Raw genomic sequence first — 22,532 nt, 5'->3', positions numbered from 1 at the left:
CCTTAGCGGTTCACGGGCCCGGGGGCCGAACCGGGGTCAGGCGGCGTTGCGCAGCCGCTCGAGCAGCGGCCCGGCAGCCTCGTCGAGGAACCGCCGCTGGTGGCGGTCGCCGACCTGGACGATCGCCACGTCGGTGAACCCGGCCCCCGGGAACGCGAGCACGGCCTCGGCGATCGCGTCGAGGTCGGGGCCGCACGGGATGCTCGCCGCGACGTCCTCGGGCCGCACGAACCGGCTCGCCCCCGCGAATCCCGCCGGCGTCGGCAGGTCGGCGTTCACGCTCCACCCGCCGCCGAACCAGCGGAACTGCTCGTGGGCCAGTGCGGTCGCCTCCTCGGCGTCGGGCGCCCAGCAGACCGGGACCTGGCCGACCGCGCGGGCGCCACGACCGCCGGGTGGTAGCGGATCGTCGGGCAGGTCACGTACGTCATCAGCCCGAGCCGCTCGGTCGCCTGGGCGACCGCTCCGAGCACGGTCCAGGCGTACGGCGCGTGCCCCTGCTCGGTGAGCCAGGGCGAGTAGTGGTCGCTGGAGACGGCGAAGTCGAAGCCGATCTCCTCCGCGCGCACGGCGTACTCCACGAGCTCACGGGGACCGCTCTGCTCGGTCATGAGCGTGTAGCCGAAGGAGGGACCCCGGGAGGCCCCTCCTTCGGCTCGGGGCGTCACTTGAAGGCGTCCTTCACCTTCTCGCCGGCCTGCTTGAGGCTGCCCTTGGCCTTGTCGAGCTTGCCCTCGGCCTCCAGGTCCTCGTCGTCGGTGGCCTTGCCCACGGCCTCCTTGGCCTCGCCCACCTTCTCCTCTGCCTGGTTGCGCAGCTTGTCGTCGAGACCCATCGGTCGGGCTCCTCTCGTCGTCGGTTGTGCGGACCTTCCCGAGGTACCCGGCGCCGCGCAGCCGATCCGGTCGGTTCCGGGTGATCCACGACCGCCCGGTCCGGCGCTCAGAGGTCGCGTACGTGCAGGAGGGCGCGCAGTCCCAGCAGCCGCCGGTGGGCGGGCGTCTCCAGGCCGTCCACGACGACGGCAGCGCCCAGCCAGGTCGCGCCGGCCTCGTCGACGAGGGCCTTTCCCGTGAGCGCCTGGCCGCCGGTCTCGATCCAGTCGTCGACGAAGAGCACCCGGTCCCTCGACCGGATGAGCTCCCTCCGGAAGCCGAGCACCAGGTTCCGGTCGCGGTAGTCGGGCGGCGACGTGCGGATCCGCCACGCGTCGCTGTCGGCCGCGGGGCACGGATCCTTGCGCAGCTCCACCAGGCCGACGCCCAGATGCGCCGCGACCAGGGAGCCCAGCAGGGTTCCCCGCGACGGCGGCGCCAGCACGACGGTGGCCTCCGCCGCGTCGACGAGGTCGCTGAGCGCGCCGGCAAGCGCACCGAGAACGGTCGGCGAGCGCCACCATCCGGTGACGTCGGCCAGGCCCCCGTCGTCGTACCGGTCGCCCTGCCAGCGGAAGCTCTCCTGGAGCAGCGACCGGATCCCGTCCACGGGCGGAGCCTACGGAACGCCCGGCCGCGCGCCCCACCGATTTTCGCCGCAGCTACAGCGCAGCCGCCATGGCCGCGCACGCCCGCAGCCAGGACATCCGGGTCTCCTCGGACAGCTGTGCGTACGGCACGACCGAGCCGGAGACGAGCGCCGGATCGTAGGGCACCCGGTAGACGCCGCGGGTGCGCTGCTCGTAGACCTGCACCAGGTCGCGGGCGAGCGCCTCGTCGACCTTCGGGCTGGGGTCGGAGAGGACGGTGATGGTCTTGTACTTGAGGTTCTCGTGGCCGGCGTCCTGGAGGGCGTCGAGCATCCACAGGCCGCTGTAGCCGGTGTCCTCGCGGACCGTGCTGGTCACGACGAGGAGGTCGGCGGCGCCGGCGGCGGCGAGCCAGTTCTCGGCGCGCAGGTTGTTGCCGGTGTCGACCAGGATGACCCGGTAGAACCGCTCGAGGAGGGAGTGGACCTCCGCGAAGTCGGTGGCGTGGATGACGCCGGTGACGTCGGGGCGCTCGTCGGAGGCGAGGACGTCGAAGTGGGCGTCGCCCTGGGAACGGACGAAGGCGCCGAGGTCGCCGATCCGGGACTGGTAGACGTCCTTGAACCGGCCCAAGTCCTCCAGCAGCTCGCGGGTGGTGTTGCGGTGCGTGCTGCGGGTGCCGCGGATCCCGAGGGTGCCCCGGGTCTCGTTGTTGTCCCACGCGACCACGCCGCCGCCGCGCACGGTGCCGAAGGTGAACCCGGCGGCGAGGACACCGGTGGTCTTCGCGGCGCCGCCCTTGGGATTGACGAAGGCGATGGTGCGGGGCCCGTCGAAGTCCTTCTGGATCGCGGCGCGGTCGGCCTCGTAGGCCCGCTCCTTCGCACCCATCGCGGGCTTGACCAGGCCGCCGGTCCAGCGGCGTACCCGGCCCCGCCAGCCCCACGTCGCGGGCCCGAGGGTGGGATCGCTGTCGCGGCGGTCGAGGAAGTCGGTCGCGGTCATGAACCGCCGGGGCTCCACGGGAGGAGCCGTCGGAGGCGCGGCAGGAGGCGCGGTGGGAGGTGCCGTCGGCGGTACGGCGGGCGGCGGGGCGCTCGGTGGGGAGGGCGGGGCCGCGACCGGAGGCGGCGCGGTGGGCGGTGGAGCGCTCGGGGGCGGCCCACTCGGCGGCGGGCCGACCGGGGGTGGCGCGGCGGGAGCCGGATCGGCGGCGTGCATCCCCCGGATGGCCGTGTGCTCGTCGGCCGGGGGCGGCGCGACCGACTCCGGAGCGGGCCGGTCACTGCCCGGATCGGGCAGCGGGTCGAACAACGGGTCGGTCGAGGAGTGACTCACGGGTACCTCCGAGCTAGGTAGCGCCTCGCGCGCCAACCTACCCGAGCAGGTGGGTCACGACACGTCGGCCAGCGCGGTCTCGATGGCGCGGTGGAAGGTGGGGTACGCGAAGTGCATCCCCCGCAGCGTGGCGAGCGGGACCTCGGCATGGACGGCGGTCACCAGCATCCCGATGATCTCTCCGCCCGCGGGTCCGACGGCGGTCGCGCCGACCAGCACCCCCCGGTCGAGGTCGGCCACGACCTTGATCAGACCGTCGTTGCCGGCCTGGTGGATCCAGCCGCGGCTGGACTCCGGCAGCGGCGCCACCCCGACCCCGACCCGCAGGCCGGCCTTGCGGGCCTGGTCCTCGGTGAGCCCGACCGAGCCGACCTCGGGGTCGGTGAAGGTCGCCCGGGACACGGCGCGGTAGTCGGCCCACGGGCCGTCCTCGCCGGTCAGGTCGCGGATCGCGACGTTCGCCTGGTACATCGACATGTGCGTGAACGCGCCTTTGCCGGTGATGTCGCCGATCGCCCAGAGCCCGTCGACGCCGGCCGCCCGCATCCGCTCGTCGACGTCGATCGTCCGCATGCCCGGGTCGAGCCCGACCGTGTCCAGCCCGACATCGCCGAGGTTGGTACGCCGGCCGGCGGCGACGAGCAGCGCCTGGGCGGCGACCGAGGTCCCGTCGGCGAGCCCGATCCGGAAGGCGCCGTCGTGCGCGACCGACGTCACGCCCACACCGGCGCGCACCGCGATGCCCTCGGCGCCCAGCGCCGCCGCGACGACCCCGCTGGCCTCCGGCTCCTCCGGCCCGAGGATCCGCTCCCCCGCCTCGACGATCGTGACCTCGACCCCGAACCGGGAGAACGCCTGGGCCAGCTCGCAGCCGATCGCGCCGCCGCCGAGCACCACCAGGCTGGTGGGCAGCTCGCGGAGCCGGACCGCGTCCCGGTTCGTCCAGTACGGCGTGTCGGCCAGCCCGTCGATCGGCGGGACGGCGGGCTCGGTGCCGGTGTTGAGCACCACCCCGCGTCGTACGGTCACCGCGACCTCGCCGTCGTCGGTGGCCACCGTGACCCGGCCGGGGCCGGCAAGGCGCCCGTGCCCGCGGACGAACCGGACACCGGCCTTCTCCAGCCGCTCCACGGCGACCCGGTCGTCCCAGTCGTCGGTGGCCTCGTCGCGGATCCGGTCCGCGACGGTCGTCCAGTCCGGCCGGACCTCCGTCGTACCGCCCAAGGACGGCACCCGCCGCGCCTCGGCGAGCGCGTCGGCGGCGCGGATCATCATCTTCGACGGGATGCACCCGAAGTACGGGCACTCGCCGCCGACCAGGCGGCGGTCCACCCCGACCACGGACAGTCCGGCCCGGGACAGCGAGGCGGCGAGATGCTCACCGCCGGGCCCGAGTCCGATGACGACGACGTCGGCTTCCAGCTGGCCTGTCATGGCGCCACAGTGGCACACCCGGCAACGGCGGGCCAGAGCCCCGCAGGCGTCCGTGAGGTCGTCGATTGGGCAGAGACCGCACGTCCGAGGGTGAAAACTACGCGGTTTGGGCACAAACCGCGACTGGTCAACTGGTCAGACCAGCGTGGTTTTCCTGCGCTGGATCGCGCCGAGGACGCCGTTGACGAAGGCGGGCGACTCGTCGGTGGAGAGCTCGCGCACCAGGCCCATCGCCTCGGTGACGGCGACGGTGTCGGGCACGTCGTCGGCCCAGAGCAGCTCCCAGACGCCGATGCGCAGCACGTTGCGATCGACGGCGGGCATCCGGGCCAGGCTCCAGTCGGTGGAGAACTCCTCGAGCACCTCGTCGATCCGGTCGCGGCGCTCGGTGACGCCGCGCACCAGCACGGCGGTGTAGGGGTTCGCCGGGGCCTCGCCCTCGGCGGCGACCCGGTCGAGTGCCTCGACGCCCGTCTCGCCGCGCAGGTCGGCGGCGTACAGGACGTCGAGGGCGCGCTTGCGCGCCTTGGTGCGGGCTCCTGAGACCAACGCCGGCTCAGCCCTTGACGCGCGAGAGGTAGGAGCCGCCGTCGCGGGTGTCGACCTTGATCTTCTCGCCCTGCTCGATGAACAGCGGCACCTGGATCTCGGCGCCGGTCTCGAGGGTGGCGGGCTTGGTGCGGCCGGTGGCGGAGTCGCCGACGACGCCAGGCTCGGTGTAGGAGACGAGGAGCTCGACCGAGGCGGGCATCTCGACGAAGAGCACGCGGCCCTCGTTGGTGGCCAGGATGACGTCCTGGTTCTCCAGCAGGAAGCCGGCCGCGTCGCCGAGGATGGCCGGCTCGACCTCGACCTGGTCGTAGTCCTGGGTGTCCATGAAGACGAAGTTGGTGCCGTCGTTGTAGAGGTACTGGAACGAGCGGCGGTCGACGGTGGCGGTCTCGACCTTGGTGCCGGCGTTGAAGGTCTTGTCGACGTTCTTGCCCGACTCGACGTGCTTGAGCTTGGTGCGGACGAATGCGGGACCCTTGCCGGGCTTCACGTGCTGGAACTCCACCACCTGCCAGAGCTGACCCTCCAGGTTGAGAACCATGCCGTTCTTGAGGTCGTTCGTGGTTGCCATGCGTCAGCCTTCTTTGCAGATGTCCAAGATCAGGGAGGCCCCAGGAGTCGACACAGGGCCAGCGGAGAAGTCTACTGGGCGCCCTGTCCTGCGATGAATTCGAGCGCCTGGCGGTAGCCGTCGATGCCCTCGCCCTCGATCACCTTCGCCGCGTGCGGCGTGACCACCGAGGTGTGCCGGAACTCCTCGGCGCGCTGCGAGGGGGCGCTGATGTGCACCTCGACGAGCGGGGCGGTCAGCTGCGCGCAGGCGTCGTAGAGCGCGTAGGAGTAGTGGGTCCAGGCGCCAGCGTTGAGGACGACCGGCCACTCGAGGTCGGCCGCGCGGTTGAGCCAGTCGAGCAGCTCGCCCTCGTGGTTGGTCTGCGAGAAGTGGACCCTCAGGCCGAGGTCGCTCCCCCAGCCGCGGAGCAGCCTGTCGAGGTCGTCGTGGGTGGTGGTGCCGTAGATCTCCGGCTGCCGTCGGCCCAGTCGTCCCAGGTTGGGCCCGTTGAGGACGTGGACGTCCGGCCTGCTCACGACGCGCCTCCCGCCAGGGCGGCGTACGCCGCGCGCAGGTCGTCCTCGGAGGGGCCGGCGAGCACGACGGGCCTCGCCAGGTCCTCGAGTACGACGAACCGCAGCTGGTTGCCGCGGGCCTTCTTGTCCACGCGCATGGTCGCGAGCAGGGTCGCGAAGTCGGCGCCGTCCCAGGTCGTGGGCAGGCCGACCCGGCCGAACGCCGCGCGGTGCCGCTCGACGAGGTCGCGCGGGAGCCCCTGCGCGCGGGCGGCCAGCTCGGCGACGTACACGCAGCCGATGGCGACGGCCTCGCCGTGGCGGATGGAGTAGTCGGTCGCCCTCTCGATCGCGTGGGCCAGCGTGTGGCCGTAGTTGAGGACCTCACGGCCGGGGTGGCCGTCGACGCCGCCGGTCTCCTTGAGGTCGCCGGCGACGACCTCGGCCTTGACCGCGATCGCGCGCTCGACCAGCTCCCGCAGCACGGGCGAGTCGGGCGTGAGCGACGCCGGGTCGGTGGTCTCGACGAGCTCCAGGATCCGCGGGTCGGCGATGAAGCCGCACTTGACGACCTCGCCGAGCCCGGCGACCACCTCGGCGCGCGGCAGGGTGGCGAGCAGCGCCAGGTCGCACAGCACGCCGGCGGGCTCGTGGAAGGAGCCGACCAGGTTCTTGCCGGCGGGGGTGTTGACGCCGGTCTTGCCGCCGACGGCGGCGTCGACCATGGCGAGCACCGTGGTGGGGACGTGCACGACCGCGACGCCGCGCAGCCAGGTGGCGGCCACGAAGCCGCCGAGGTCGGTGGTGGCCCCGCCGCCGAGGGTCACCACGGCGTCGGAGCGGGTGAAGCCCTCCTCGCCGAGCTGCTCCCAGCACGCGGCGGCGACCTCCCAGTCCTTCGCCTCCTCGCCGTCGGGGACCTGCAGGACGACGACCTCGAGGTCGGCCAGCAGCTCCGCGAACGGGTCGAGCAGGTCCTCCAGCGACTCCGGCGTGATGATCGCGACCCGCTGCGCGCCCGTCGGGAGCAGGCCGCGGAGCCGGTCGAGGACGCCGTGGCCGACCACGACGTCGTACGGCGAGGCGGTGGCCACGCGGATGGTGGTGGGCGTGCTCACGACTCCTCCTCGGTGGTGGCGGCGGTGGTGGCGGTGACGGCGGCGACGATCTCGGCGGCGATCTCCTCGGGCTCGCGGCCGTCGGTCTCGACGACGACGCGGGCCAGGCCCTCGTAGACCGGGGTGCGCTCGTCGAGGAGCTGCTTGACCCGGGCACGGACGTTGCCGAGCAGGAGCGGGCGGCCGGTGCCGAGGCCGACCCGCTTGACGGCGTCGGCGAGACCGACGCGGAGGAACACCACCGCGTGGTCGGCCAGCAGCGCCCGGGTGGCCGGGTCGAGGACCGCGCCGCCGCCGAGCGAGAGCACGCCGTCGTGCTGCGCGAGGGTCCGGGCGACGGTGTCGCGCTCGAGGGCCCGGAAGGCGGCCTCGCCGTCCTCGACGAAGATGTCCTGGACGGCCTTGCCGGCCTCGGCCTCGACCAGCTCGTCGCTGTCGGCGAAGCCGACGCCGAGCCGGTCCGCCACCAGCCGGCCGACGGTCGTCTTCCCGGCACCCATCGTGCCGACGAGGACGGCGCGCGGTCCGGTCACCTGAACCGGAGGGTGTCGAGGTAGGACTGCACGTTGCGCCGGGTCTCCTGCACCGAGTCGCCGCCGAACTTCTCCAGCACGGCCTGGGCCAGCACGAGCGCCACCATCGCCTCGGCGACGATGCCGGCCGCCGGGACGGCGCACACGTCGGAGCGCTGGTGGTGGGCGACCGCCTCCTCGCCGGTGGCGAGGTCGACGGTGCGCAGCGCGCGCGGCACGGTGGCGATCGGCTTCATGGCGGCCCGGACCCGCAGGATCTCGCCGGTCGTCATCCCGCCCTCGGTGCCGCCCGAGCGGCCGGAGACGCGGCGCAGGCCCTCCTCGGTCGGGACGATCTCGTCGTGGGCGAGCGAGCCGGGCGTCGCGGCGAGCTCGAAGCCGTCGCCGACCTCGACCCCCTTGATCGCCTGGATGCCCATCAGCGCGCCCGCGAGGCGGGCGTCGAGGCGGCGGTCCCAGTGGACGTGCGAGCCGAGACCCGGCGGCAGGCCGTGGACGACGACCTCGACGACGCCGCCGAGCGTGTCGCCGTCCTTGTGGGCCTGGTCGATCCGCTCGACCATCAGCTTGGAGCCGTCGGGGTCCAGGCAGCGGACCGGGTCCTCGTCGAGCCGGACGACGTCGTCGGGCGCCGGGAGCTCGCGGGAGGGCGTGCGCACCCCGCCGATCTCCAGCACGTGGCTGACGATCCGGGCGCCGGTGGCCTGCTCGAGGAAGTTGCTCGCGACCCGGCCCAGCGCGACCCGGGCGGCGGTCTCGCGGGCGGAGGCGCGCTCGAGGACCGGGCGGGCGTCGGCGAAGTCGTACTTCTGCATGCCCGCGAGGTCGGCGTGCCCGGGGCGCGGGCGGGTGAGCGCGGCATTGCGGGCCTGCGCCTCCAGCACCGCCGGGTCGACCGGGTCGGCCGCCATCACGGTCTCCCACTTGGGCCACTCCGTGTTGCCGACCTGGATGGCCACCGGTCCGCCCTGCGTGCGTCCGTGCCGGACGCCGCCGGTGATGGTCACCTCGTCGGCCTCGAACTTCATCCGCGCGCCGCGGCCGTAGCCGAGGCGTCGACGGGCGAGCGAGTCGGAGATGTCGTCGGTCGTGACCTCGACGTGGGCGGGCAGGCCCTCGAGGATCGCGACCAGGGAGGGGCCGTGGGACTCCCCCGCAGTCAGCCAGCGCAACATGGGCACCAGTCTCCCACGCCTCACTCGGCCAGGGACGACCTGTCCCGCCGGGTGTGCAGGACCCTCAGGACGGCGAGCCGCACTCTCACCGGCCGGACCACAGCTCCGGTCGCACGTCCACGACCTCCTCGGGTATGACAACGGCATACCGCGCGGGTCGGCACCACTCAGGCTGCCGACAGCACCTGTCCCACGACGACCGCGACCAGGGCGCCGAGCACGAGGAACGGCCCGTACGGCACCCGGCGGCGGATCATGGTGCCGCTGCGGCGCAGCGGCACCATCGCGAGGACGCCGAGCACCGCCGCCGCCAGCACCGACACGAGCAGGACGCCGGAGCCGAAGGGGCCCAGGGCGATGCCGAGCAGGGCGCCGAGGCGGACGTCTCCGCCGGCCATGGCCCGCGGGCTGAGCAGCCGCATCAGGCCGTAGTAGCCGCCCAGGGCCAGGAAGCCGATCAGGCCCCACAGCGCGACCCGCGGCTCGGCCACGATCGCCGCCACCACCGCGACGAGCACGCCGGTGATCGCCCAGGACGGCCGGATCAGCCGGGAGGGGAGGTACCAGGTGACGTAGTCGATCACGGTCAGCGCGCAGCACACGGGGACGAGGTAGAGCAGCCACACCAGGCCCCAGCCCCACCCGACCACCAGCCCGAGCACGCCGGCCGCCAGCGCGCACGCGACGACCGCCTTCGCACGCAGGCCGGGGCGGGCGGCCAGCTCCGCGAAGGGCACGTGGTCCGGATAGTCCTCGGGGTCCTCGGCCGGGTCGTGGTCGGGCTCGGGGCACTGCGCGATCAGGAACGGGACGAGGAGCCCGCCGAGGGCGCCGAGGAGGGCGCAGGCCAGGGCGGGGAGGACGTGCATGCGGGGAGGCTATCGAGCCGCGAGCGCGGCCTCACCGGCCGCACGCATGGCGTCCAGTGGCCCGTCGTGACCAGTGAACATGGCGAACTGGAGCACCGCCTGGTGCACGAGCAGGTCGAGCCCGGACACCAGCGTCTGCCCCCGCCCGCGGCAGCCGCGGCGAGCCGGGTCGGCCACGGGTCGTAGACGACCTCGAACAGCACCGCGGCGTCCCGGGTGGCGGCGACGAGCGCCTCGGTCTGGGCGGCTGCCGGGACGGTCGAGACCACCACCTCGCCGACGACCGCCGAGCTCTCGAGCGGCAGTACGTCGACGACGACCCCCTCGACGCGCCGGAGCACCTCGGCCGTCGCCTCGGCCCGGGACGGGTCGCGGGCCAGCAGGCGGAGGGTGCGCGCGCCGAGCTCGGCCAGCGCGAGACCGGTCGAGGCGGCGGTCGCACCGGCGCCGAGGATGGTCGCGGCGCGCACCGGACCGTCGTACCGCTCCCGGATGGCGGCCACGGCGCCGGGCAGGTCGGTGTTGTCGGCCTCCCAGCCGTCGTCGGTGCGCACGAGGGTGTTCGCGCCGCCCGCCCGGATCGCCCGCTCGCTCACCCGGGTCGCCAGCTCCAGCGCCTCGCGCTTGAGCGGGGCTGTGACGGACAGCCCGCGCCACACCGGCAGCAGGTCGGCGACGAAGGCCCGCAGGCCTCCGGCCGGCACCTGGACGGCGTCGTAGCGGGCGTAGACCCGCGCGGCGTCGTACCCGGCGCGGTGGAGGGCGGGCGACAGCGAGTGCGCGATCGGGTCGCCGACGACACCGAAGCGGAGACGGGCGGGGGTGATCATCGGGCGTCTCCTAGATGATTGATTCCAAGGTCTCACACGCTCCGCGACGCTCACCACGCACGCTGGCGGCGTTGCCGACGCTCGACAGACGACCCGGTATGCCTTCGCATCGGCGCCTTGCCATCGCACGCGTTGAGCGCCGCTCGCTGGCACGATCCCTTGGAATCAATCATCTAGCAGGCGCCCTGCGACTCGTTCGCGCAGTAGTCGCGCAGCTCGTTGCGGTAGGTGAGGAACTCGTCGTAGGTCGCCGCGAACTTGGTCTCGCCGGTGCGCAGGTTGACCGTGACGTAGTAGTACCAGTTGCCGTCGGGCGGGTTCATCGCCGCCGTGATGGCGTCGTCGCCCGGGGCGCTGATCGGGCCGGGCGGCAGGCCCTGGATCCGGAAGGTGTTGTACGGCGAGTCCGTGTCGTCGCGCTCGGCCTGGGTCAGCCCGACGGTGAGCTTGCGGCCGAGGGCGTAGTCGACCGTGGCGTCGATCTGCAGCCGGCCGGTCTGGCCCGCCGTCCCGGGGTTCTCCACCCGGTTCAGGATCACCCGCGCAATCTTCGCCATGTCCTCGGCCGTCTTGCCCTCGACCTGCACCAGCGACGCGATGGTCATCAACTCGTGGGCGGTATAGCCCAGCCGCTGCGCGGCGGCGTCGAGGCCGGCGTCGTCGGCGGCGCGCTTCCAGCGGTCGACCATGGACTTCAGGAACTCGGCGGGGGTCTCGTTCGGGCTGATCGTGTACGTCGCCGGGAACAGGTAGCCCTCGGGGTTGCCGCCGGCGTAGTCGGGCAGACCGAGCTGGTCGGGGCTCTGCAGGGCGGCGTTGAGCTGCTTCTTGGTGAAGTCGGTCCGCTTGGCGATCACGTCGACGATGTCGACGACGCGCAGGCCCTCGGGGATCGTCACCGTCTCGGTCGACACATTGGCCGGGTCCACGAGGATCGCGACGACGTCGGCGGCCTTCATCCTGCTCTTGAGCAGGTAGGTGCCGGCCTGGATCTTGGTCGACCGGCTGTCCTTGGCCGCGGCGTCCACGAACGCCTCGCCCGACGCCACGACGCCGAGCTCCTCGAGCTCGGCCCCATCGACGCGACCGACTGGCCGGGGTCGATCACGAAGGTGACCTCGCCGCTGCCCGGGCCGGCGTAGTCCTCCGGCCCGGCGAACATGTCCTTCACGTCGGAGACGGCGCCGCGGGCGAACCACGCGACGAGGGCGCAGAAGAGCGCCACCACGATCAGGATCGGCAGGCAGCCGCCGCGCCGCCGCCGGGCCGCGCGCCGGCGTCCACCGGCCGGCGTACCGCTGCTCGGGAGGAGGTCGTGGCCGGCGTCCTGGACGGGCTCCGGCAGCGGCGGCTCAGTCATGCGTCTCCTCGTCCGTGGGGGGCACCAGCTCCCCCGGAGGGGTGCCGGTGGTGCGCTCGGCATCCAGCGCCTGCTGCAGGATGACGACGGCCGCGACCTGGTCGACCACGGCACGACGCTTCGCGCCCTTGCGCTGGTCGCGCAGCATAGCCTCCGCGGTCACCGTCGTGAGTCGTTCGTCGACCAGCCGCACGGGCACGGGTGCCACCCGGCGCGCCAGCCGTACGGCGAAGGCGCGGGTCTTCTCCGCCGCCGGACCCTCGCCCCCGGAGAGCGAGCGCGGCAGCCCCACGACCACCTCGAGGACCCCCGACGCATCCTCCTCGGCCCTCAGCAGCTGGTGGATCCGACGCAGGTCGCCCTTGCCGCGCCGCACCGTCTCCACCGGCGTGGCGAGGATCCCGGACGGGTCGCTGCGGGCGACGCCGATCCGGGCGTCGCCCGGGTCGACGCCGAGCCGGACGCCGCGCCTCACCCAGGTCCTCAGGCCGAGGCGACGGCCGCCGTCACCGCGGCGAGCGCCTCGTCGATCCGGGTGACGTCGGTGCCGCCGCCCTGGGCCAGGTCGGCCTTGCCGCCGCCCTTGCCGTCGAGGAACGGCGCGGCGGCGCGGACCAGGTCGCCGGCCGCGAGACCGCGGGCCTGGGCGGCGTCGTTGAGGGCCGCGACGATCGCGGCCTTGCCGTCGGCCGCGCCGACGAGGACGACGACGGCGGGCGCGTCGCCGGTGAGTCGGGCCCGGACGTCGGTCGCGAGCGTGCGGACGTCGCCGCCACCGGCGCCGTCGAGCCGCTGCGCGACCAGGCGGACGCCGTTGACGTCGGTCGCGCCCTCGGCGAGGGCGGCGCCGCCGGAGAGGAGCTGCTGGAGACGGATCCGCTCCATCTCCTTCTCCACCTGCTTGAGCCGGTCGACCAGATCGCCCACCCGGCCGACGAGGTCGTCGGGCTGCGCCTTGAGCAGGGTGGACAGCTGACCGACGACGTCCCGCTCCCTGGCGAGATAGGAGAAGCCCTCGACGCCGGTGAGCGCCTCGATCCGGCGGTTACCGGACCCGACGCTGGACTCGCCGGTGACGACGACGGTGCCGACCTGGCTGGAGTGGTCGACGTGCGTGCCGCCGCACAGCTCGCGGGACCAGGGACCGCCGATCTCGACGACGCGGACCTTCTGGTCGTCGTACGTCTCGCCGAAGAGGGCGAGCGCGCCCCAGTCCTTGGCCTGGCTGAGCGTCATGTACTCCCACGCCACCGCGAGGTCGGCGCGCAAGGCGTTGTTGGCGACCTGCTCGATCTCGCGCACCTGGTCCGGCGAGAGGGCATTGAGCCAGCCGAAGTCGAGGCGGAGGTAGCCCGGCCGGTTGTAGGAGCCGGACTGCAGCGCGGTGGGACCGAGCACCTCGCGCAGCGCCGCGTGCACGATGTGGGTGCCGGAGTGGGCCTGCCGCGCGCCGATCCGCCACTGCGGGTCGACCCGGGCGTGCAGCAGCGCCGCGTCGGCGGGCAGCTCGCCGTCGACGACGCGGACCTGGTGGACGACGAGGCCGCGGACCGGGCGCTGGACGTCGAGCACCTCCACCGCGCCGCCCTCGAACTCGATCACGCCGGCGTCGGCGACCTGGCCGCCCGACTCGGCGTAGAACGGCGTCCGGTCGAGCACCAGCTCGCCGATCTCGCCGGTGGCGAGCGCGCCGACGGCCGCGCCCTCACGGAGCAGCGCGAGCGGGCGCGACTCGGTCTCCAGGGTCTCGTAGGCCAGCCACTCGGTCGGGCCGTTGGCGTCGAGGATGTCGCGGTAGACGGCGGTGTCGGCGTGCTGGCCCTTCTTGGCGCGCGCGTCGGCCTTGGCCCGCTCCCGCTGCTCGGACATGAGCTGTCGGAAGCCGGGCTCGTCGACGGAGAGGCCCGCCTCCGCGGCCATCTCGAGGGTCAGGTCGATCGGGAAGCCGTAGGTGTCGTGCAGCGCGAACGCCCGGTCGCCGGGAATGGTCGTCGCGCCGGACTCGCGCACCTCGCTCGCGGCGAGGTCGAAGATCTGGGTGCCGGCCTGGAGGGTCTTGCGGAAGGCGTCCTCCTCGGCGTAGGCGACCTGGGCGATCCGGTCCCAGCCGGAGACCAGCTCGGGGTAGCTCTCCCCCATCCGGTCGCGCGAGACCGGCAGCAGCTCGGGCAGCGCCGGGTCCTGGTAGCCGAGCAGCCGCATGTTGCGCACCGCGCGGCGCAGCAGCCGGCGCAGGACGTAGCCGCGGCCCTCGTTGCCGGGGGTGACGCCGTCGCCGATCAGCATCAGCGAGCTGCGCACGTGGTCGGCGACCACGCGGAACCGGACGTCGTCGACGTGGCCGTCGGCCCCGGACGCGCCGTACTTCTTCCCGGAGAGCTCCATGGCCTTCTCGATCACGGGGAAGACGGTGTCGATCTCGTAGAGGTTCTGCTTGCCCTGGAGCAGGTAGGCGACCCGCTCCAGGCCCATGCCGGTGTCGATGTTCTTGCTCGGCAGCGGGCCCGCGATGTCGAAGTCGTCCTTGGCGCGGACGGCGCTGAGCTCCTCCTGCATGAAGACGAGGTTCCAGATCTCCAGGAACCGGTCCTCGTCGGCGTCGGGTCCACCGTCGGGGCCGTACGCCGGGCCGCGGTCGACGTAGATCTCGCTGCAGGGACCACCGGGGCCGGGGACGCCCATGTTCCAGTAGTTGTCCTTGAGGCCGCGCGGCTGGATCCGCTCGTCGGGCAGGCCCGCGACGCTCTTCCAGAAGTGCCGGGCCTCGTCGTCCTCGGGCAGCACGGTCACCCAGATCAGGTCCGGGTCGAACCCGAGGCCGCCCTCGCTCTGGGGGTTGGTGACCAGCTCCCAGGCGTACTGGATCGCCCCCTCCTTGAAGTAGTCGCCGAAGGAGAAGTTGCCGTTCATCTGGAAGAACGTGCCGTGGCGGGTGGTCTTGCCGACCTCCTCGATGTCGAGGGTGCGCACGCACTTCTGCACGCTCGTCGCGCGGCGGAACGGCGGGGTCTCCTGGCCCAGGAAGTAGGGCTTGAACGGCACCATGCCGGCGTTGACGAAGAGCAGGTTGGGGTCGTCCAGCAGCAGCGAGGCGGACGGCACCACCGTGTGGCCGCGCTGCTCGAAGTGGGCGAGGAACCGGTTGCGGATCTCCGCGCTGCTCAGGTGCCGCTCGTTCAACGGGTGCCTTCTCTGCTCGGTGTGGTGGGGTTCATCAGCTGGGGTGGACCAGCGTCCGCGCCGTCGAAGCGCTGCCGCAAGTGGATTTCGGCCTGGGCCTGTCCGCGCGCGACCTCCTCGCGGAACATCCGGGCGCCCACGAACGCGGCGCCGATCCGGTCGCGCATGCCGTCGGGGGTGAACGCCTCCGCCAGGCGCCGGGCCCGGACCATGCCGTAGACGCCCGCGGCCGCGCCCGCGGCGAACCAGATCCCGGCCTTCACGACGACACCTCGACGCCGGCGCGCTGGCGGGCCTCCCAGTCGCGGCGGGCGGCGCGCAGCATCAGCTTGCGCTCCTTGCGGGAGCGCTTGACCTCGCGCTTCATCTCGAACCGGATCCGGTTGCGGACCTCGGGCGACAGCGCCCGGCGCAGGCCGGCGGCCAGGGCCGCGGTCTTGATGACGCTCTCGCGGAGCAGGATGTCGGCGAACATCGGCGCGGGCACGACGCGGGCCGGGACCCGCGGCCCGTGCTCCTGGCCGAGGTCGGTGATGACGTACTCGCGCTCGTCGACGCTCGCCACCGGCGTCCGCTCGCCTCGCAGCGCGGCCTCCTGCCTCTCCTGCAGCTCGGCCTCGATCCCGGCGAGCTGCTCGCGCAGCGCCTCGGCGTCCTCGGCGGCCGCCGCGAGCAGCGCCTCGGTGTGGCTGCGCGACCGGCGCAGGGACCGCCCGAGCCCCAGTACGGCGACCACGAGGACCAGCAGGCTGAGGATGGTCGCCACAGCCAGCCAGTCGGGTACGGCGAGGGCGGTGGTCACGACGCACAAGCCTACTTGCCGGCCGGGACGGATGGTGGGCGCCCGTCGCGAGCGTCGCATCCGCGGGATGCCTCGCAAGGCGCCGGGGCGACAGCAGACTGGTTGTCTGGTGAGCGACGGCAACGCCGCGAGGCGCCCGCGGGGCGGCGCGCAGCAGGGCGCCTACCGTCCGTCCCGGCCACGAATGATCCGGCGTACCCGCTCCCACCGCTGCTTGACGGACGCCTCGGCGCCGAGCTCGGTGGGCCGGTAGTAGGCGGCGTCGCGGACCACGTCCGGGGCGTACTGCTGCTCGGCGACACCGAAGGGGGCGTCGTGGCTGTAGACGTAGCCCTGGCCGTGCCCGAGCTTCTTGGCGCCGGCGTAGTGGGCGTCGCGCAGGTGGGGCGGGACCTGGCCGATCTTGCCGGCGCGGACGTCGCCGATCGCCTCGGAGATGGCGGTGGTCACGGCGTTCGACTTGGGCGCGACGGCGAGCGCGATGGTGGCGTGGGCCAGGGTGAGCTGGGCCTCGGGCATGCCGATCAGCTGGACGACCTGGGCGGCGGCGACGGCGGTGGTGAGCGCAGTGGGGTCGGCGAGGCCGATGTCCTCGCTGGCGAGGATCATCAGTCGCCGGGTGATGAAGCGGGGGTCCTCCCCGGCCTCGATCATCCGGGCCAGGTAGTGCAGCGCCGCGTCCGCGTCGGAGCCGCGGACCGACTTGATGAAGGCGCTGATGACGTCGTAGTGCTGGTCGCCGTCGCGGTCGTAGCGGACCGCCGCCTGGTCGGCGGCGGTCTCGGCGGTCTCGACGTCGATGGTGGTGCTGCCCTGGGTGCGGGCGGCTCCGGCGGCTGCCTCCAGGTAGGTCAGCGACCGGCGGGCGTCGCCGCCGGCGAGCCGCACGATGTGCTCGCGCGCCTCGTCCTCGAGCACCATCTCGCCCGCCAGCCCGCGCTCGTCGGCGACGGCGAGGTCGAGGACGGCGGCGATGTCGGCGTCGGTGAGCGACTCCAGCCGCAGCAGCAGGCTGCGCGAGAGCAGCGGCGAGATCACGCTGAACGACGGGTTCTCCGTGGTCGCGGCGACCAGGGTCACCCAGCGGTTCTCGACACCCGGGAGGAGCGCGTCCTGCTGGGCCTTGCTGAACCGGTGCACCTCGTCGACGAAGAGGACCGTCTCCTCCCCCGTCGCGACCAGCTGGCGCCGGGCGGTGTCGATCGCGGCCCGGACCTCCTTGACCCCGGCGGAGACGGCGGAGACCTCCACGAACCGGCGGCCGGTCTGCTGGCTGATGATCGAGGCGATCGTCGTCTTGCCGGTGCCGGGCGGGCCCCACAGCAGCAGCGACAGCGACTGGTCGCCCTCCACGAGCTGCCGCAGCGGCGAGCCGGGCGCGCGCAGCTGCTCCTGCCCGACCAGCTCCTCGAGGGTGCGCGGCCGCATCCGCACCGCCAGCGGCGCCGAGGCGTGAGCGGCGTCGGCGAGCGACCCGCCCGACGTCGTACGACCCGACGTGGGGGTGTCGAACAGCTGCGGCTCCTCATCCACGACAAGGAGCCTAGTCAGCGGCTCGGACAGTCCCTCACGCGCGGCCGATCGACTTCTTGTCGAGGTCGAACCAGGTGCCGGCGTACCCGGGCTGCTCGACCAGGTCGGTGCTCGGGCTGGCGCCCGGGTCCGGGCGGCCCTCGGCGTCGACGCCGAGCAGGCCGGCGGTCAGCGGCTCCCGCGGCGCCTGGCCGAGCCGGCCCGGGAAGTGACAGGCGACCTTGTGCTTGCGGCCGATCTGGAGCAGCGGCGGCTCGTGCCGGGCGCAGATCTCCTGGGCGATCGGGCAGCGGGTGCGGAACCGGCAGCCCGACGGCGGGTCGATCGGGCTCGGGACGTCGCCCTGCAACCGGATCCGCTCGATCCGGCCGCCCGTCGCGGCCTGCTTCACGTCCGGTACGGCGGAGAGCAGCGCCTGTGTGTAGGGGTGGTGGGCGTTGGTGTAGATCGACTCGCGGTCGCCGATCTCGACGATCTTGCCGAGGTACATCACCGCGATCTCGGGGCAGAAGTGCCGCACGATCGCGAGGTCGTGGGCGATGAAGAGGAAGGCCACGCCGAACTCGCGCTGGATGTCCTGGAGCAGGTTGATGACCTGCGCCTGGATCGACACGTCGAGCGCCGAGAGCGGCTCGTCGGCGACGAGCAGCTTCGGCTGCAGGGTCAGCGCGCGGGCGATGCCGATGCGCTGGCGCTGGCCGCCGGAGAACTCGTGCGGGTAGCGGTTGTAGTGCTCCGGGTTGAGGCCGACGATCTCCAGCAGCTCCTGCACGCGCGGGAGGATCTTGCTCTTCGGCAGGATCTTGTGGATCGCCAGCGGCGCCCCGATGATCGAGCCGACCGTCTGCCGCGGGTTCAGCGAGGTGTACGGGTCCTGGAAGATCATCTGGATCTCGCGCCGCAGCGGCTTCAGCTCCGCCGGCCGGGCGTGCGCGATGTCCTCGCCCTCGAACCTGATCGCGCCCGCGGTCGGCTCGTACAGCCGGGTGATCAGCCGGCCGGTGGTCGACTTGCCGCAGCCCGACTCGCCCACCAGGCCCAGCGACGTCGCCTCGGCCACCTGGAAGGAGACGCCGTCGACGGCCTGGACGTGGCCGACGGTACGACGGATCAGGCCGGGCGACTTGACCGGGAAGTACATCCGGAGCTTGTCGACCTCGAGGATCGGCTTCGCGTCGGCGGGAGCGACGGCCGCGCTGTGCCCCTCGGGCCTCGGTGCCACCGCCATGTCCTCCGGGTCCTGGTCGATCGTCTCGTGCCGCATCTCGTTGGTCATCACAGCTCCTTGGCCAGGTCCGGCGCGATCTCCGGCAGCACCTCGGCCTCGTAGATCGCGTCCGGGTTCGGCAGGTGGCAGCGCTTGGTGTGCTGCGCGCCGCGCTGGCCGGGCACGAGCAGCGGGAGCTCGGTGCGGCACAGGTCGCCGGGCACCTTGTCGCGGTGGGCGCACCGCGGGTGGAAGGCGCAGCCGGACGGCGGGTTCAGCAGGCTGGGCGGGTTGCCGGGGATCGGCACGAGCCGGGCGTCGGTGTCGCCGGTGAGGTCCGGCACGCTCGAGAGCAGGCCCCACGTGTAGGGCATCTCGGGGTGCGTGAGGATCTCCTTGCAGGGACCGTGCTCGACCGCGCGGCCGGCGTACATCACCAGGACGTCGTCGGCCATCTCGGCCACGACGCCCAGGTCGTGGGTGATGATGATGATCGCGGAGTTGAACTCGCGCTGGAGGTCCTGGAGCAGGTCGAGGATCTGCGCCTGCACCGTCACGTCGAGCGCCGTGGTGGGCTCGTCCGCGATGAGCAGGTTGGGGTCGTTGATCAGGCCCATCGCGATCATCGCGCGCTGGCGCATGCCGCCCGAGAACTGGTGGGGATAGTCGTTGACCCGGCGGTCCGGGTTGGGGATGCCGACCCGGTCGAGCATCTCGATCGCACGCTGCTTGGCGATCTTGCGGGAGACGTCGTGGTGGACCCGGTAGGCCTCGGCGATCTGGTTGCCCACCGTGTAGTAGGGGTGCATCGCCGAGAGCGGGTCCTGGAAGATCATCGCGACGTCGCGGCCGCGGCGCTTGCGCATGTCGTCGCGGCCCAGCGAGAGCAGGTCGACGCCGCCGAGCATGATCTCGCCGGACATCTGGGCGTTGGTGCCGTGGTGCAGGCCCATGATCGCCATGCTGGAGACGGACTTGCCGGAGCCGGACTCGCCGACGATGCCGAGCGTCTTGCCGGACTCGAGGTCGAAGGTGAGGCCGTTGACGGCCTTCACCAGGCCGTCGCTGGTCGGGAAGTGCACCTGGAGCTCGCGGACGGAGAGCAGCGCGTCCGAGGCGCCGCCGGCCGAGGAGGTGGTCGTCATGGAGGTCAGGTCCTCTCAGCCCAGCCGCACGCGCGGGTCGATCACGGCGTACAGCAGGTCCACGATGATGTTGGCGATGATCACGAAGGCGGCGAGCAGGATGACCAGGCCGACCGTCGTCGGGAGGTCGAAGTCGTTGCTGGCGGCCACGGCGAGCTTGCCCATGCCGGGGTAGTTGAAGACGGACTCCGTGATGATGGCGCCGCCCATGAGTCCGGCGAAGTCGAGTCCGGCCATGGTGACGATCGGGGTCAGTGCCGCGCGCAGCGCGTGCTTGAAGGTCACCGTGCGCTCGGGCAGGCCCTTGGCGCGGGCGGTGCGGACGTAGTCCTCGTGGAACGACTCGATCACATAGGACCGGGTCATCCGGACGTAGGCGGCCATGAAGAAGACGGCGAGGGTGATCGCCGGCAGGGTGAGGCTGCCCATCCAGCCGGTGATGCCGCCGTCGGCTATGGAGGTGTAGCGCGGGATCTCGGTCAGGCCCCATTGGATCGCCACGAACTTGTAGAGCAGGAGTCCGACGAAGAAGGTCGGGAAGGCGTAGACGATGAGCGAGAGGCCCACGACGCCGCGGTCGATGATGGTGCCGCGTTTGAGGGCGGCGATCACGCCGAACAGCACGCCGCCCACCATCCACAGGACGAAAGCGGAGATGGCGATCGAGAACGAGACCGGGAAGGTCTCCTTGATCAGGTTGGTGACCGTGTTCGACTGCTGGCGCGAGTAGCCCAGGCAGGGCGCGTCGCAACGGGCGATGGTCTGCGGGGCGGTCTCGCGCAGCTTCGGGTCGTTGGGGTAGTCGCGCCCGACGACCACGCCCTTCGCGAAGGCCACCCACTGCTCGGCGAAGTTGTCGTCGTAGCCCAGGGCCGCCGCCGTCTGCTTCTTCTGCGCGGCGGAGCAGTTCTTGCCGCAGATGAACGTCTCCTGGTCGATCGGCGTGGCGAAGAACAGGGCGAAGGTGACGATGCTCATCACGATGAGCATGATCACGCCGGCGAAGACCCGGCGGATGACGTAGGCGAGCACAGCAGACCTCTACTGACGATGGCGGCCGATGGGCACCGACAGTCGGGGGCCGCCACGAGGGGCGACCCCCGACTGTGTGTGGTGTGGGGTCAGAGACTCACTTCTCGACGCCCACCACGGCGAGGTCGGCGTAGCCGTTCACCGAGATGTTGTTGGCGTAGCCGGTCACCTTGCCTCCGTGGAGGAAGTTGAACAGCGTGATCTCCAGCGGGATGTAGGCGACGTCCTCACCCAGCTTGGCGTCGACCGCGGTCCACTTGTCGGCGGCGGCGTCCACGTCGGGCTCGGCGTAGGCGTCGTCGATCATCTGGTTGACCTCGGGGCCACCCTTGTAGTTGCCGTAGTCGTTGCCGTTGGAGTCGCCGGTCAGGTTGATCCGGCTGTCGAACAGCGGCGGGATGACGGTGCCGGCCGACGGCCAGTCAGCACCCCAACCACCCCAGGTGACGTCGAAGTCGGCGTCCGGCTTCTGGATCACGGAGTAGTAGGTGTCCTCCAGCGGGTCCAGCTCGGTCTCGAAGCCGGCCTTGTCCCAGCCGGCCTTCAGCGCGGAGGCCTGCTTGTCGGAGGTGGGCGTGCCACCGGAGTAGGTGAACTTGATCTTCACCGGCTTCGGCGCCGAGCACTGCTCGAGCGCGGCAGCGGCGGCGTCGGTGTCACCCTCGGCCGGGATGTCCGCGAACGACGGGTTCGGCTGGTAGCCCGGAACGGCCGGGTTGATGATCGAGTCGGCGGCCTTGAAGTAGTTCTCGCCGCCACCGGCCTTGATCCACGCGGCCCGGTCGGTCGCCAGCTTCAGCGCCTCACGGCAGTTGGCGTCCTTGAAGACCTCGGAGTTGAAGTTCGGCAGCACGTAGTCGACGTACGGCGACTCCACCTTCGTGTAGCGGTCCCCGGCCTCGTCCTTCCGGCTGAACAGGGCCGGCGGGAGACGACGCTCGGTCACGGCGTACTGCGCGTCACCGGAGTCGGCGAGCAGCTGCTCGTAGATCGCCTCGTCGGTGTCACCCTCGCGGAAGTCCCAGGTGTCCGGGTAGGCCTTGCGGATCTCGTCGGTGCTGGAGTCCCAGTTCTCGTTGCGCACGAACTTGCCGCCCGTGCCCTTCTTCCAGTCGCCGTCCAGCTTGTAGGGACCGTTCGAGATGATGACGTAGTTGTTCGCGTCGCCCTTGTCGAGGTCCTCGCGGTACGGGTCCATGTAGCGCAGGGACGCCATCGACTGCGGGAAGTCCGGCCACGGCTTCTTGAACCGGTAGGTGATCGTCTGGCCCTCGCAGGTGACGGCCTTGTCGAAGAGGTCCTGGCCGACCTTGGAGTACGGGCCCTTGTACTCGGGCAGGTCGTCGGCGCCGGTGGGGACGTCGAGGTAGGTGAAGAGGTAGTTGGCGGGACCGCCGATGATCACGTCGGTCGCGAAGTTGCGCGACGCGCCGTACTTGAAGTCCTCACACGTGATGTCCTTGCCGTCCTCCCACTTCACGCCGTCGCGGACGGTGAAGCTCCAGGACAGGCCGCCGTCGGTCGTGGTGCCGGTGTCGGTGGCGAGGTCCGGAACGGGGGTCGTGCCCTCGGTCGGGTCGTTGGAGGCGGGGAACGCCACCCAGCTGCGGTAGAACAGCCGGCCCGAGTTGTTGAGGTCGCGGCCGATGTACATGCGCTGGGGGTCCCAGTGCTCGACGTTGCGCACGCCGACCAGGAAGATGGCGTCGCCGCCCTTCTCCGCCGGGCCGCCGCTGCTTCCCTTGTCGTCGTCGCCGCTGCCACCGCCGCACGCGGCCAGTGTGGCCGCGAGCGCCGTGGCCGCGACGGCAGCCAATGGCTTCTTCGTGAAGGCCATTCAACTATCTCCTTTTCGGTGAGTGGCGCCGGCCCGGCCGGCGCCGCGGTGCTC

Annotated in this window: 26 protein-coding genes and 1 pseudogene; 1 reads left to right on the top strand and 26 read right to left on the bottom strand. The window is 72.2% G+C overall.

All coding sequences use genetic code 11. The features are described from left to right. Positions 1–36: 36 nt before the first annotated feature. The 5 genes from FIV44_RS32850 to FIV44_RS28280 all read right to left on the bottom strand — a co-directional run bounded on the left by FIV44_RS32850 (position 37) and on the right by FIV44_RS28280 (position 2,470). Entirely contained in the window at positions 37–279 is a 243-nt protein-coding gene (locus FIV44_RS32850; protein ID WP_246086672.1) for an LLM class oxidoreductase, read from the bottom strand. Further along, positions 276–611: an LLM class flavin-dependent oxidoreductase gene (locus tag FIV44_RS32845; RefSeq protein WP_246086671.1), complete on the bottom strand. Its 336-nt coding sequence runs from the start codon at positions 609–611 to the stop codon at positions 276–278. The genes FIV44_RS32850 and FIV44_RS32845 overlap by 4 nt, the downstream gene beginning before the upstream one ends. 53 nt (positions 612–664) lie before the next feature. After that, positions 665–835, bottom strand: a complete 171-nt coding sequence (locus FIV44_RS28290) for a CsbD family protein (RefSeq protein WP_141007350.1) — start codon at positions 833–835, stop codon at positions 665–667. 107 nt (positions 836–942) lie between these two features. Next, positions 943–1,485, bottom strand: coding sequence for a phosphoribosyltransferase family protein (locus FIV44_RS28285; RefSeq protein WP_246086670.1), 543 nt, complete (start codon positions 1,483–1,485; stop codon positions 943–945). 52 nt (positions 1,486–1,537) lie between these two features. Further along, positions 1,538–2,470 carry a MinD/ParA family ATP-binding protein gene (locus FIV44_RS28280; RefSeq protein ID WP_246087084.1) on the bottom strand — a complete coding sequence of 311 codons (933 nt, stop codon included), beginning with the start codon at positions 2,468–2,470 and terminating at the stop codon, positions 1,538–1,540. Between the two features lie 52 nt (positions 2,471–2,522). On the opposite strand from FIV44_RS28280, the gene FIV44_RS32840 reads away from it, so the two are divergent. Then, positions 2,523–2,798 (top strand): hypothetical protein, encoded by a 276-nt coding sequence (locus tag FIV44_RS32840; RefSeq protein ID WP_246087083.1) that lies wholly within the window; start codon positions 2,523–2,525, stop codon positions 2,796–2,798. Between the two features lie 59 nt (positions 2,799–2,857). On the opposite strand, the gene FIV44_RS28275 is transcribed toward FIV44_RS32840, so the two are convergent. The 21 genes and pseudogenes from FIV44_RS28275 to FIV44_RS28185 all read right to left on the bottom strand — a co-directional run bounded on the left by FIV44_RS28275 (position 2,858) and on the right by FIV44_RS28185 (position 22,478). Then, positions 2,858–4,237 (bottom strand): dihydrolipoyl dehydrogenase family protein, encoded by a 1,380-nt coding sequence (locus FIV44_RS28275; RefSeq protein WP_141007349.1) that lies wholly within the window; start codon positions 4,235–4,237, stop codon positions 2,858–2,860. Positions 4,238–4,372: 135 nt separating this feature from the next. After that, a complete protein-coding gene (gene nusB, locus FIV44_RS28270) occupies positions 4,373–4,786 on the bottom strand; it encodes a transcription antitermination factor NusB (protein ID WP_141007348.1) in 414 nt (137 codons plus the stop codon). A gap of 7 nt (positions 4,787–4,793) precedes the next feature. After that, complete coding sequence (gene efp, locus FIV44_RS28265) at positions 4,794–5,360, bottom strand: elongation factor P (protein ID WP_141007347.1); 567 nt, start codon at positions 5,358–5,360, stop codon at positions 4,794–4,796. Between the two features lie 71 nt (positions 5,361–5,431). Next, complete coding sequence (locus FIV44_RS28260; RefSeq protein WP_141007346.1) at positions 5,432–5,878, bottom strand: type II 3-dehydroquinate dehydratase; 447 nt, start codon at positions 5,876–5,878, stop codon at positions 5,432–5,434. Next, positions 5,875–6,975 carry a 3-dehydroquinate synthase gene (aroB, locus tag FIV44_RS28255; RefSeq protein ID WP_141007345.1) on the bottom strand — a complete coding sequence of 367 codons (1,101 nt, stop codon included), beginning with the start codon at positions 6,973–6,975 and terminating at the stop codon, positions 5,875–5,877. Before aroB ends, FIV44_RS28260 begins: the two co-directional genes overlap by 4 nt. Further along, complete coding sequence (locus tag FIV44_RS28250) at positions 6,972–7,508, bottom strand: shikimate kinase (RefSeq protein WP_246086669.1); 537 nt, start codon at positions 7,506–7,508, stop codon at positions 6,972–6,974. Before FIV44_RS28250 ends, aroB begins: the two co-directional genes overlap by 4 nt. Next, positions 7,505–8,683: a chorismate synthase gene (gene aroC / locus FIV44_RS28245; RefSeq protein WP_219996206.1), complete on the bottom strand. Its 1,179-nt coding sequence runs from the start codon at positions 8,681–8,683 to the stop codon at positions 7,505–7,507. Before aroC ends, FIV44_RS28250 begins: the two co-directional genes overlap by 4 nt. Before the next feature lie 167 nt (positions 8,684–8,850). After that, positions 8,851–9,552, bottom strand: a complete 702-nt coding sequence (locus FIV44_RS28240) for an A24 family peptidase (RefSeq protein WP_141007343.1) — start codon at positions 9,550–9,552, stop codon at positions 8,851–8,853. Positions 9,553–9,561: 9 nt separating this feature from the next. Next, positions 9,562–9,648, bottom strand: a complete 87-nt coding sequence (locus FIV44_RS32835) for a hypothetical protein (RefSeq protein ID WP_246087079.1) — start codon at positions 9,646–9,648, stop codon at positions 9,562–9,564. A 518-nt stretch (positions 9,649–10,166) separates the two neighbouring features. Continuing rightward, positions 10,167–10,382, bottom strand: a pseudogene (locus FIV44_RS32830) (shikimate dehydrogenase); the annotation flags it as partial. A 173-nt stretch (positions 10,383–10,555) separates the two neighbouring features. Then, positions 10,556–11,431 (bottom strand): endolytic transglycosylase MltG, encoded by an 876-nt coding sequence (gene mltG / locus FIV44_RS28230; protein WP_181410878.1) that lies wholly within the window; start codon positions 11,429–11,431, stop codon positions 10,556–10,558. After that, entirely contained in the window at positions 11,338–11,742 is a 405-nt protein-coding gene (locus FIV44_RS30950; RefSeq protein WP_181410877.1) for a hypothetical protein, read from the bottom strand. The genes mltG and FIV44_RS30950 overlap by 94 nt, the downstream gene beginning before the upstream one ends. Beyond that, positions 11,735–12,217: a Holliday junction resolvase RuvX gene (gene ruvX, locus FIV44_RS28225; RefSeq protein WP_141007341.1), complete on the bottom strand. Its 483-nt coding sequence runs from the start codon at positions 12,215–12,217 to the stop codon at positions 11,735–11,737. The genes FIV44_RS30950 and ruvX overlap by 8 nt, the downstream gene beginning before the upstream one ends. Before the next feature lie 8 nt (positions 12,218–12,225). Next, positions 12,226–14,907 (bottom strand): alanine--tRNA ligase, encoded by a 2,682-nt coding sequence (alaS, locus tag FIV44_RS28220; protein ID WP_141008114.1) that lies wholly within the window; start codon positions 14,905–14,907, stop codon positions 12,226–12,228. Between the two features lie 11 nt (positions 14,908–14,918). Beyond that, positions 14,919–15,185, bottom strand: coding sequence for a DUF6167 family protein (locus tag FIV44_RS28215; RefSeq protein ID WP_141007340.1), 267 nt, complete (start codon positions 15,183–15,185; stop codon positions 14,919–14,921). After that, positions 15,182–15,724, bottom strand: a complete 543-nt coding sequence (locus tag FIV44_RS28210) for a hypothetical protein (protein ID WP_141007339.1) — start codon at positions 15,722–15,724, stop codon at positions 15,182–15,184. The genes FIV44_RS28215 and FIV44_RS28210 overlap by 4 nt, the downstream gene beginning before the upstream one ends. Positions 15,725–15,886: 162 nt before the next feature. Continuing rightward, on the bottom strand, positions 15,887–17,257 hold the full coding sequence (locus FIV44_RS28205; RefSeq protein WP_246086668.1) for a replication-associated recombination protein A: 1,371 nt from the start codon (positions 17,255–17,257) through the stop codon (positions 15,887–15,889). Positions 17,258–17,291: 34 nt separating this feature from the next. Further along, on the bottom strand, positions 17,292–18,485 hold the full coding sequence (locus FIV44_RS28200) for an ABC transporter ATP-binding protein (RefSeq protein WP_141008112.1): 1,194 nt from the start codon (positions 18,483–18,485) through the stop codon (positions 17,292–17,294). Between the two features lie 47 nt (positions 18,486–18,532). Continuing rightward, positions 18,533–19,609: an ABC transporter ATP-binding protein gene (locus FIV44_RS28195; protein WP_141007338.1), complete on the bottom strand. Its 1,077-nt coding sequence runs from the start codon at positions 19,607–19,609 to the stop codon at positions 18,533–18,535. A 15-nt stretch (positions 19,610–19,624) separates the two neighbouring features. Continuing rightward, positions 19,625–20,641, bottom strand: coding sequence for an ABC transporter permease (locus FIV44_RS28190; RefSeq protein ID WP_141007337.1), 1,017 nt, complete (start codon positions 20,639–20,641; stop codon positions 19,625–19,627). A 97-nt stretch (positions 20,642–20,738) separates the two neighbouring features. After that, positions 20,739–22,478 (bottom strand): ABC transporter substrate-binding protein, encoded by a 1,740-nt coding sequence (locus tag FIV44_RS28185; protein ID WP_141007336.1) that lies wholly within the window; start codon positions 22,476–22,478, stop codon positions 20,739–20,741. Between the last annotated feature and the right edge of the window lie 54 nt (positions 22,479–22,532).

The organism is Nocardioides humi, assembly GCF_006494775.1.
In the GTDB taxonomy this organism is placed as follows: domain Bacteria; phylum Actinomycetota; class Actinomycetes; order Propionibacteriales; family Nocardioidaceae; genus Nocardioides; species Nocardioides humi.
This window is presented reverse-complemented; position numbering and strand designations above follow the sequence as displayed.